Source organism: Halobacillus kuroshimensis DSM 18393 (assembly GCF_000425705.1).
Classification (GTDB): domain Bacteria; phylum Bacillota; class Bacilli; order Bacillales; family Halobacillaceae; genus Halobacillus; species Halobacillus kuroshimensis.
Window position 1 is genome coordinate 231,078 of sequence record NZ_AUDY01000012.1, and the last position, 9,995, is coordinate 241,072.

Consider the following 9,995-nt stretch of genomic DNA (forward strand, 5'->3'; position numbering starts at 1 on the left):
ATATATAAAGGATGTGTACACAACAACAACCAACTTTTTGAAAGGAGTTTTTTAAGATGGCAGACCGTTTTAAGACTGGCGAAAAAGCACCTGAAAAAGGAACATATCAATTTGATGGGTTAGTTGATGGAGGCAGTGAGAACGACGTAACCGAAGACGAAAAACATATTGAACTGGAAAACGGGGATCAGTTCCCGCCGATCCGCTCCAACAAGGAAGCGGCCTATTGGAAAAAAGCGTAGCATGAAAAGTGAATAAGACCCCCGGAAAGGTTCATCCGGTGGGTCTTATTTATTTTATCAATATAGTAGTCGGAGTGTGAAAAGCGATCTATTGTGTTTAAACACTAAATTGCCGTGCTTATCTTTGTGGTTGGTGCACGTTGTTTTATGTAAGCGTTATTCGTTACAATTTTCTTAACAATTAAAATACGACATTCCGCCTAAACGGCCCGCATGGTAATCGATAGGAGAATGATGAAAGGGTGTGGTGTTCTTGGAAGCCATCAGCAAGAATTTTTTCTTATACCTCTCCAACAACAAGCTGTTAGACCGCTTTGCAAAGCGTTTTGGCGCTAAGTTCGGGGCTGACAAGATCGTGGGGGGAGAGACGTTCACCCACGCAATTCCAATTATACAGCAGTTAAACCATGACGGGCTCGAGGTCACTGTCGACCATTTAGGGGAATTTGTAGATTGTGAAGAAGAGTCGAGAGACCGCGCCGGAGAGTGTATCCGGACCATCCAGCAGATTGCTTCCGGAGGACTTCGATCAGAAGTTTCGCTTAAGCTTACTTCTCTGGGACTGGATATCAGCCGGGACCTCGTTATCGAGAATTTGTCCCTGATCTTGAAGGAAGCGGAGAAGCACGAGATTACGGTCACCATCGATATGGAGGACTCCTCCAGATGCGGGGAGACTCTTGATATTTATAGAGAATTGAAGGAGAAGTATCCAAATCTCGGCACGGTCGTTCAATCTTACTTATACCGTTCTGATGAAGATCTGGATGCCCTGAATGACTGCGATCCTTATCTTCGTCTTGTAAAAGGGGCCTATAAAGAATCACCGAAAGTCGCCTTTTCTGAGAAGAAGCTGGTGGATGATAACTTGAAGCACCTGATCAAGAAAAACCTTCTGAACGGCCATTACACGGCTGTCGCCAGTCACGATGACCGGATTGTCGAGTATACAAAAGCTCTCGCAGAAGAGCTCAGCATTCCGCGTGAACAGTTTGAGTTTCAAATGCTGTACGGCATGCGGAACCAAATGCAGAAGGATCTGGTGGAAGAAGGATATAAAGTACGCGTGTATCTTCCCTATGGCGAGGACTGGTACGGATATTTCATGCGGCGTTTAGCCGAGCGTCCGGCCAACATTGCCTTTGCCGTTAAAGGGATTTTCTCTAAATAAAACCACACAATCAGAAAGGGGAATATTATTATGGTACAGCCTTACAAACACGAACCATTCACGGATTTTGAACAGCAGGAGCACAAGAAAGCCTTTGAAGATGCATTGAAGCAGGTCAAGGAGCAGCTGGGGCAGCACCATGACCTTCTGATTAACGGAGAGCGTGTCCGGACAGATGATACGATTACATCCACCAACCCGGCGAACACGAAGCAGGTTGTGGGTACGATTTCGAAAGCAAATCAGGAGCTGGCGGAAAAAGCGGTACAGTCTGCTTCCGACGCTTTTGAAGACTGGAGAAAATGGGATCCAAGGGCACGTGCAGAGATTCTATTCCGCGCCGCTTCCAAAATCCGCCGCCGTAAGCACGAGTTCTCTTCCTATCTTGTCTATGAAGTCGGTAAGCCATGGAAGGAAGCTGATGCGGATACAGCTGAAGCAATCGATTTTCTTGAGTATTACGGCCGTCAGATGATTGAGCTGAAAGAAGGAAAAGCAATAGAAAGCCGTCCTGGCGAAGAAAACCGCTATGTTTACCAGCCGATCGGCGTGACAGTCGTCATCCCGCCTTGGAACCTGGCCCTTGCCATCATGGCAGGTACAACCGTCGCTCCGCTTGTAGCTGGTAACACGGTGGTTATGAAACCGGCCAGTAACAGTGCCGTCATCGCTGCTAAGTTTGTAGAAGTACTGGAAGAATCCGGGCTTCCGAAAGGCGTCCTGAACTTTGTACCGGGAAGCGGCGGCGAAGTCGGCGACTATCTCGTCGATCATCCGAAAACCGCATTGATTTCCTTTACGGGCTCCCGCGATGTCGGTCTGCGTATCATGGAACGGGCTTCCGTCCGCCAGCCAGGTCAGAATCACTTGAAACAGGTGATTGCTGAAATGGGCGGTAAGGATACGGTTGTCGTCGACAAAGAGGCAGACATTGATACAGCTGTCGATGCGATCGTCGTTTCGGCGTTCGGCTTTTCAGGACAGAAATGCTCATCCGGCTCCCGTGCGGTCGTTCACGAAGATGTGTATGACGAAGTATTGGAAAAAGTCAAAGCAGCCACTGAAAAATTAACGGTCGGCAACGCTTCTGAAGAAAATGTCTACATGGGTCCTGTCGTCGATCAGGGAGCTTATGACAAAATCATGAGCTATATGGAAATCGGCAAGGAGGAAGGTCGCCTTGTCACCGGTGGCAAAGGAGACGACTCCAAAGGGTACTTCATCAACCCGACCATCTTTGCCGATCTTGATCCAAATTCCCGCATGCAGCAGGAGGAAATCTTCGGACCTGTCGTCTGCTTTACAAAAGCGAAAGACTTTGATGAAGCGATTGATATTGCCAACAATACCGAATATGGCCTGACAGGAGCCGTCATTTCCGATAACCGCGCCCATCTTGAAAAAGCGAAATACGATTTTCACGTCGGGAATCTATATTTCAACCGTAACTGCACAGGTGCCATTGTCGGTTACCAGCCGTTCGGCGGCTTCAAGATGTCCGGTACAGATTCTAAAGCCGGCGGGCCTGATTATATTGCCCTTCACATGCAGGCGAAAACCATTTCCGAGAAGTTTTAAACCATGCTCATAAAGGCTCTCCGTTCAGGGGAGCCTTTTTTATTTGAAGGAAGTCTACTCTTTTCCCCGCCCCTTTGACCATTTTCTTTTTCTTTCCAGTGACAACCGATATAATGGAGGGTAACGAATGAAGACATTCAGCCTACTTAGAAAGGTTAGGATTCCCATGGAAGTTAAAGATAGGATTCTGCAGGCAGAAGATATCCATAAAGCGACGGAGCTGCTGAGCTCCAGACTGGGTAAGCCTGTGATTATTGAAAACAAAAACTTTGAGTTGATCGCTTACAGCTCGACCCATGATGATTTCGATCAAACTCAGCAGAAAACCATTCTATCCAAAAAATGCCCGATCTTCATTATTGACCGTTTGAAAAAAGAGGGCATCGTCCAGCGCCTGGAAATGCAGCCGGACCCGATCCGTGTCCATCCGATGGAAGAGCTTGGCTTCCAGCAGCGTGTCGTCGTGGCAGCCAGGCACCTGAATCATACGATGGGGTATGTCTGGGTGCAGGAGGCCGACCAGCTGCTGGATGATGCGGACTTTCAGTTCCTTGAGGACATTACCAACCATATAGGCAGACTCATTTATGATCAGTTCATGAGAGACAATGCCAAGGAAGGACGGAAAGAGGAGCTTTTGTGGCAGCTGCTGCAGCATGAGTACGGCAGTGAAAGCCAGTTCCGTCACGAAGCAGCCCTCGCCAAACTGAATCTGGCCGACCGTTTTTCCGTCGTGGTTTTTTCGGTCACCGCTCCTCAGTACAAGAGCATGCTTGATGATCTTCTACAAACGGTGCACCGCTTCCGCATCACCCGGCCGATGTATGTGCTGAAAACAGAATTCCAGCTTATTCTGCTCGTGGAGGGAAGGGCGTCCGACCGCTTTTCATCAAGGTCGACAGCGAGGGATTTTATTGAGGAAGTGAAAAAAGAAACAGGAGAAGAAGCGTTTTATCATTTCCTGATTGGCGTCGGCAAGGAATATACAACATTGTCCTTGATGAGGAAAAGTTTTTTGGAGGCGCTCGAGGTCATTGAAACAGCCAACTTCATTAACCCCCGACCGGAAACGATGCCGCGGGAATTCGCGACGCTCGGCCTGTACAGATATCTGGCCGCCCTTTATGAAAAAAACAGTTCCGAGGATTATTACAGTGAAGATCTGCTGGCCCTGATGAAAAATGATATGGATAAACAGACGGAACTTCTGCTCACATTGGAAACCTATCTTGCTAACAATGGGAAAGGAAAGCAGACCGCCGGCGAATTGTTTATCCATCCCAATACACTCAATTACCGGATCAAACAGATCCAGGAAATGACGACCATCGATTTCCAGGACTTCAACATGAAAGCTTACCTTTATACAGAGCTCCTGCTCCTGAATAACGTCGAACACTACTACAAACGTTACCAGTCAGCACTAAGGTCGTGAACGATCTGCACATAAGAGTGATGGGTACGCTCCGCTTATCGGTGGATGCTTGCCGCGGGCACGGCCTCAGCTAGCTGGATCAAGAAGAACACTTGATCCAGTGGATCTTCGGCTCGCGCTGTTCCCGCAGGCGTCACCACCGAACGCTCCACGTAACACGAGGGGGAGCGGAAGGGTGTCTTTACAATGTTGGTTTGCTTTTTCATTCAGGGAAGATAAAAGTGGATTCTCTTTCCAGAGTGGGAAAATTGGATGCGAATCTGGACAGCGTGAGAAGGGGGACCGCCTGTGTGGGCGGTTCACCTTTTTTATATACGTTCTTGGAGGGTTAAGAGTGATGACAGACCGGGTACACGTACACTATACCTGAAAGGACGTGACGAGCATGGCAGAAAAAAGACCGGTCATTGCGCTTGCAGGCGCGAGTGGATATATAGGACAGAACCTGATGGAAAAGTTGAGAAAGCACGCCGATATCATTGCCCTTTCCAGAAGCGGTGATCAAAAAGAAGATGAGGAGCAGGTGACATGGCGTTCTTGTGACCTATACTCCATGGTGGATGCTGAAAAAGGCCTGGAGGGGGCGGACATCGCGGTCTACCTCGTTCATTCCATGCTGCCTTCTGCGAAGCTGACCCAGGGAAAGTTTGAAGATATGGATGTCATTTTAGCTGATAACTTTGCCCAGGCTGCAAAGAAACAAGGGGTCCGCCAAATCATCTATTTGAGCGGTATCATCCCGGATCAGGAAAAAAAGCTGTCCCGACACTTGAAGAGCCGCCTGGAAGTGGAAGAAATTCTTGGAGCCTACGGAGTGCCGGTGACCACGATCCGGGCGGGGCTGATTGTGGGGCCGAAAGGATCTTCCTTCCCGATTCTGAAAAAGCTGGTGAAACGGCTGCCGTTCATGATTCTGCCAAAGTGGACCCGGACGAAAACCCAGCCGATTGCCCTCCCGGATGTCCTGCATGCCCTCGACAGCAGCATTGGGAATGAAGAGGTGAAAGGACGCCCGGTAGACGTGGGCGGTCCGGATGTTATGACCTACGAGACGATGATGAAACGGACGGCTGCTGTTATGGGTAGAAACCCGCTCACCATTAACGTTCCTTTTTTAACCGTTGAACTCTCCAAATTGTGGGTGCGCCTTGTCACGGGTTCGCCGAAGGAAATGGTGTATCCCCTGATTGAAAGCTTGACCCATCCTATGGTCACACAAGAGGAAAATAAAGTGGAAGGGTTAAGTGAAGGCCGCATTTCTTTTGAAGAAGCGGCCAGGGAAGCTCTTGAAAAGGAAGAAGAAAACAAAGATGGAAAGAGAGCCCTTCCGATGTTTCAACCGATGCAGCAGGATGTCCGGTCTGTCCAGCGTATTCCGATTCCAGAAGGATATGATGCAGACTGGGTTGGACGTTACTATGTGAAATGGCTGGAAAACACACTCAACCCATGGGTGAAAACGGAAGTGGATGAAGACAACTGCTGTAAAATCGGGGTCGTCTTTAATCAGTCTCCGCTTTTATCCTTCGATTATGCGAAAGACAGGAGTACCCGGGACCGTGCTCTTTATTACATTTCCGGAGGAATGCTCGCCGACAGCGGAAAAAATGTGCGCGGCCGCCTGGAATTCAGAAAAATCCCCGGCCGTCAGGAAGCCATTGTAGCGATTCACGACTACATGCCTTCGCTGCCCTGGTTTTTCTATAAATACACCCAGGCGAAAGCGCACCTTGTGGTGATGGCCTTATTCAGGAAGCATTTGGAGAAATGGGGAAGTTCCACCGTTCTTCATCATGCATAAGCGTTGACCGCTTTTCCAAAACTAAGCGTGTAACACTTAAGCCTGTATGAGGTGATTGGGATGAGCAAAAAGGACAAAAAGCACGACCGGCAGTTCAAGGAACGCAAAAGTCACGGTGAGCAACGGAACGGGCGGCTGGCTCAATTTAAGAACCACAGTACTGAGTTCGGCTCCGAGCCGGATGAATATATCGACCGTGCCCGCCTTGGCTATAAAGGCGACGCATAAGAAAAGGCCTGTCCATTCATGGACAGGCCTTTTGCTTGTCACCCTTCAGAAGGGGATTTCTTCTTCTGCACTCCCGTACGCACATTTTTCAATGTGATGAAGTAAATGGCGCTGATCAACAATCCGGCCGAAGCCGTTAAAAGGTAGACGATGGACAGATCGTCGGAAATGCTGTCTACAAAGGACGATAAAAACTGTCCAAGAAAAACAGCGGAAGAAAAGTAGGCGAGATTTTTCCCGCGGTTGGCCGTGCTGCTTTTTTCCACGGTCATATGGTTGGCAAGGGGAATGGTAAAGCCAAATCCAAAACCAATCAAAATCCCCGCCCCTACGGCAAGCAGAAGGGAGGTCTGATTCAGCCCAAGCAGCAGATAGCCGCCTCCGAATAAAAAGAATCCGGTCATCAATGTGGAGTAGTCACTGATTTTGTTGACCACCTTAGGCATCTGGCTCGCTGATATGACGGCGACAAGAGAGATCATCGCCAAAAAGTATCCCGTTCCTGTGGAAGTCATGTGAAAGTGCTCGGCCAGGTAAAAGGGCACAGAGACCATCGTTACAAAAAAGATGGTCATGGCGAGCATAGCGGATAACAACACAGGCCAGATTTTTTCGGAAGAAGAACCCTCATCTGCTTCTGCTTCCTCTGCGGTTTCTTTTTTTGTAAATGGAACGAAAGACAATAGAAAAACAAGAGCGATCCAACCGAGAAGATACAACAGGAAGGGGAACTGCCATCCGAAACTTCCGAGGATGCCTCCGATACTCAGGAAGATGATGCCCCCAGCTTCAATGGACATACCCTGCAGAGCCATCATCTTCAGGCGCTTCTCTCCTTCAAAAAATTCGGCAAGCAGCCCGGTAGCCGAAGACATCACGACAGCCGTTGCCCCGCCGAGGAGAATGCGGTCGGCTAAGACCAACACAGTCCCGTCCAGCCAGATGGCGGTTATTCCCAATCCTCCGTATAAAATCAGTCCGGTACACAAAGCTCTGTAGGGTCCGGACTTGTCGATGAATTTACCGGCAAGCGGAGCGAACAGGACAACGCCGAGCGAAGGGAGTGTCGTCAGCCAGGCAGCTGAGTCCTCCATATTGTAGTGCTGGGATATATCGAGTAAGGCGGGAGTAATGGCGCTGCCGACCATAACGGTCAGGCTGGCCGCGAGCATTAAGGCAAAAACTCCCGCTTTGGATAATGGTTTCATCGTACATACCTCCTTTAACAATTCGGAATTCATCATAACATAAATTTAGTTAGGAAACTAATTAAATGATCGTTCAATGAAATCTGTTTATGATAAAATAGCGGCAGAAAGGGTGAACGCGATGAACGAATCACACAATGAGGATATTGGCTATCAGATTCAGAAAATATCCCATTCCATCAAACAACTGCAGAACGAAAGGCTCCAAAAGGAAGATTTGAGCGTTTCCCATGTGAATGTCATGTTCGTTCTTTACGAAAAGGATGGGGTGACGCAGTCTTATCTGCAGAAAGAGCTTGGTATCAAAGCTTCTTCCTTGTCCAAGCTGATTGATATCCTTATTCAAAAAGGTCTGGTTTATAAAGCATCGATTGAAAAGGATGCACGTACGAAACTGATTCATTTAACGTCTCTTGGGAAAGAGCGGAAGGAGCAGCTTCAGCACATCCGTTACGACTTAGAAAGCGAAGTGACCGACCCGCTGACACCCACAGAAATCAAGCAGATGCAGGAGATGCTGCAAAAAATCAAAAACCACCTGGAGGAGTAGCGGAGTCACTGTGTGCCTTTTCCCCCTTAACTGTTTTTACAAAAACGACGATATAAGAAAAAAAGACATGCAGGGGGATTTGATATGGGATGGTTGAATAAGAGAAAAGAGGCCGTGCGTAAGAAGCTGGGAGAGGGAAGGACAGGGGTGATCGACGTCCCTGAAGGTTCAGATATTCATCGTCAGTGTGAAATGATTCAGCTGACGGCAGACGACCTCGCTGTTTTGCGGGACCTGCAGCCGATGGTGAGCGAAGAAATGGATGCGATTGTGAAGAAATTTTACGTGAATCTCGAAAGCGTGCCGATGCTTCAGCAAATGATTAAGGACCACAGTACCGTTGACCGCCTGCGGAAAACACTGGCTGTTCATATGGAAGAGATGTTTTCGGGCGTCATCGATGAGGCTTATATTGAAAAAAGGAAGCGGATTGCCGCGGTACACTTGAAAATCGGATTGGAGCCCAAATGGTACATGTCTGCGTTTCAGGACTTACTGCTCTCATTCCTGGAGGTATATGACAGGCATTTGGAAGAAGACGACTACCGGCAGGCGGTTGCAGCGACGACAAAAATACTGAGCATCGAACAGCAGCTCGTCCTGGAAATGTTTCAAAGAGAAGCGGATGCCTTACGGGAAAAAGAAATAGAGAAAAGAGAGGAAGCCTACCTGAAAGTGGACCAGATGTCCGCTGAAGTGGCTGCTGTTTCCCAGCAAGCCAGTGCTTCTACAGAACAGCTGACCGATCAAACGGAAAAAATGGTCACAGACTCTAAAAATGGAACAGCGGTGGCCCGTCAAGTGGAGCAGCAGTCGCTTGATGGCAAGAAGCAGCTGGAAGTACACCAACGGCAGATGAATCAGATTCAGCAGACCATCAGGGAAATCTCCGGGGATATGGAAAAATTGAGCCGGATCGCTGAAGAAATCAGTAAAATTGTGACGATCGTTTCTTCCATCGCTGAACAGACCAACCTGTTGTCTCTGAACGCTTCGATTGAAGCTGCGCGCGCAGGGGAGCATGGAGCAGGGTTTACGGTTGTAGCCGCTGAAGTACGTAAATTATCGGAGCAGACGCAAACCTCTGCGGCAGAAGTTTCCCAGTTGATTCATTCTACAAGTGGACAGATCCATAACGTGTCCGGCCATGTAGGCAGTATCGATGAGATGATTGCAGAGGGTGCGGACAGTATGGAGCAGATCAATCACTTCTTTACGGAAATTGTTACGGCGATGGGGCAGAACAAAGCCTACAATGCAAGTATGGAAGAGGAGCTGCAGCATTTTTCGTACGTTATTGATGAAATCAATGATGCCGTTGGTAAAGTAGCGGCTTCTTCCCAGCAGTTGACAGCCATGACTGATTAAATGATCTGTCCGTAAGGGGGAAGCCTTTTAGTGTTTCCTTAAAAAAAGTCCCTGAGACGGCTGTTGAACTGTACCCCATAATATGGACAGTTTATAAAAAGAGCCTTAGGCAGCTAAGAGATGGCCTCGGTATTGTACCGGGGTCATCTTATTTAACTTCCACTGATATCTCTCGTTATTATATTTACTTATATAGTTGTTCACTTCTTCTTTTAGTTGGTTAAAGCTCTCACATGCTTTATGATCCACCATATCTTTCAAATGACCAAAGAATGATTCCATTGGGGCGTTATCCCAACAGTTTCCTCTGCGGGACATCGACTGGAGAAGGCCAGCTTTTTTCACTCTAGATTGAAAATGAGGGTGAGTGTAATGAAAGCCTTGATCTGAATGAATCATGGCTTCCGGATGAAA

The 9,995-nt window shown here is 48.2% G+C and carries 10 protein-coding genes; 8 read left to right on the plus strand and 2 right to left on the minus strand.

Going from position 1 to position 9,995, the window contains the following annotated elements:
• The first annotated feature begins 56 nt into the window (after positions 1-56).
• The 6 genes from H615_RS0115725 to H615_RS22590 all read left to right on the plus strand — a co-directional run bounded on the left by H615_RS0115725 (position 57) and on the right by H615_RS22590 (position 6,455).
• The gene (locus tag H615_RS0115725) at positions 57-242 is read left to right on the plus strand and encodes a YjzC family protein (RefSeq protein WP_027956040.1); all 186 of its coding nucleotides are present in this window, start codon (positions 57-59) and stop codon (positions 240-242) included.
• A gap of 253 nt (positions 243-495) precedes the next feature.
• Complete coding sequence (locus H615_RS0115730) at positions 496-1,413, plus strand: proline dehydrogenase family protein (RefSeq protein ID WP_027956041.1); 918 nt, start codon at positions 496-498, stop codon at positions 1,411-1,413.
• A gap of 30 nt (positions 1,414-1,443) precedes the next feature.
• Positions 1,444-2,991 (plus strand): L-glutamate gamma-semialdehyde dehydrogenase, encoded by a 1,548-nt coding sequence (pruA, locus tag H615_RS0115735; RefSeq protein ID WP_027956042.1) that lies wholly within the window; start codon positions 1,444-1,446, stop codon positions 2,989-2,991.
• Positions 2,992-3,118: 127 nt separating this feature from the next.
• Positions 3,119-4,426 carry a PucR family transcriptional regulator gene (locus H615_RS0115740; RefSeq protein ID WP_242520426.1) on the plus strand — a complete coding sequence of 436 codons (1,308 nt, stop codon included), beginning with the start codon at positions 3,119-3,121 and terminating at the stop codon, positions 4,424-4,426.
• 385 nt (positions 4,427-4,811) lie between these two features.
• Positions 4,812-6,227, plus strand: coding sequence for an NAD(P)H-binding protein (locus H615_RS0115745; protein ID WP_035532416.1), 1,416 nt, complete (start codon positions 4,812-4,814; stop codon positions 6,225-6,227).
• A gap of 60 nt (positions 6,228-6,287) precedes the next feature.
• A complete protein-coding gene (locus H615_RS22590; protein WP_169516214.1) occupies positions 6,288-6,455 on the plus strand; it encodes a hypothetical protein in 168 nt (55 codons plus the stop codon).
• A 38-nt stretch (positions 6,456-6,493) separates the two neighbouring features.
• Here the strand turns inward: H615_RS22590 and H615_RS21510 are convergent, their stop codons facing one another.
• Positions 6,494-7,663: an MFS transporter gene (locus tag H615_RS21510; protein ID WP_051254744.1), complete on the minus strand. Its 1,170-nt coding sequence runs from the start codon at positions 7,661-7,663 to the stop codon at positions 6,494-6,496.
• Positions 7,664-7,784: 121 nt separating this feature from the next.
• Between H615_RS21510 and H615_RS0115760 the strand changes: the two genes are divergently transcribed.
• Positions 7,785-8,213 (plus strand): MarR family winged helix-turn-helix transcriptional regulator, encoded by a 429-nt coding sequence (locus H615_RS0115760; RefSeq protein ID WP_169516215.1) that lies wholly within the window; start codon positions 7,785-7,787, stop codon positions 8,211-8,213.
• Between the two features lie 84 nt (positions 8,214-8,297).
• Entirely contained in the window at positions 8,298-9,581 is a 1,284-nt protein-coding gene (locus tag H615_RS0115765; RefSeq protein WP_027956046.1) for a globin-coupled sensor protein, read from the plus strand.
• A 105-nt stretch (positions 9,582-9,686) separates the two neighbouring features.
• Here the strand turns inward: H615_RS0115765 and H615_RS0115770 are convergent.
• On the minus strand, positions 9,687-9,995 hold a 309-nt coding region (locus tag H615_RS0115770; RefSeq protein WP_027956047.1), incomplete at its 5' end, for an IS3 family transposase.

Bases quoted from the DNA above. Each gene is read 5' to 3' on its own strand.
- H615_RS0115725 (WP_027956040.1), top strand. From the start codon at position 57: ATGGCAGACCGTTTTAAGACTGGCGAAAAAGCACCTGAAAAAGGAACA.
- pruA (WP_027956042.1), top strand. From the start codon at position 1,444: ATGGTACAGCCTTACAAACACGAACCATTCACGGATTTTGAACAGCAG.
- H615_RS0115740 (WP_242520426.1), top strand. From the start codon at position 3,119: ATGAAGACATTCAGCCTACTTAGAAAGGTTAGGATTCCCATGGAAGTT.
- H615_RS0115745 (WP_035532416.1), top strand. From the start codon at position 4,812: ATGGCAGAAAAAAGACCGGTCATTGCGCTTGCAGGCGCGAGTGGATAT.
- H615_RS22590 (WP_169516214.1), top strand. From the start codon at position 6,288: ATGAGCAAAAAGGACAAAAAGCACGACCGGCAGTTCAAGGAACGCAAA.
- H615_RS21510 (WP_051254744.1), bottom strand. From the start codon at position 7,663: ATGAAACCATTATCCAAAGCGGGAGTTTTTGCCTTAATGCTCGCGGCC.
- H615_RS0115760 (WP_169516215.1), top strand. From the start codon at position 7,785: ATGAACGAATCACACAATGAGGATATTGGCTATCAGATTCAGAAAATA.
- H615_RS0115765 (WP_027956046.1), top strand. From the start codon at position 8,298: ATGGGATGGTTGAATAAGAGAAAAGAGGCCGTGCGTAAGAAGCTGGGA.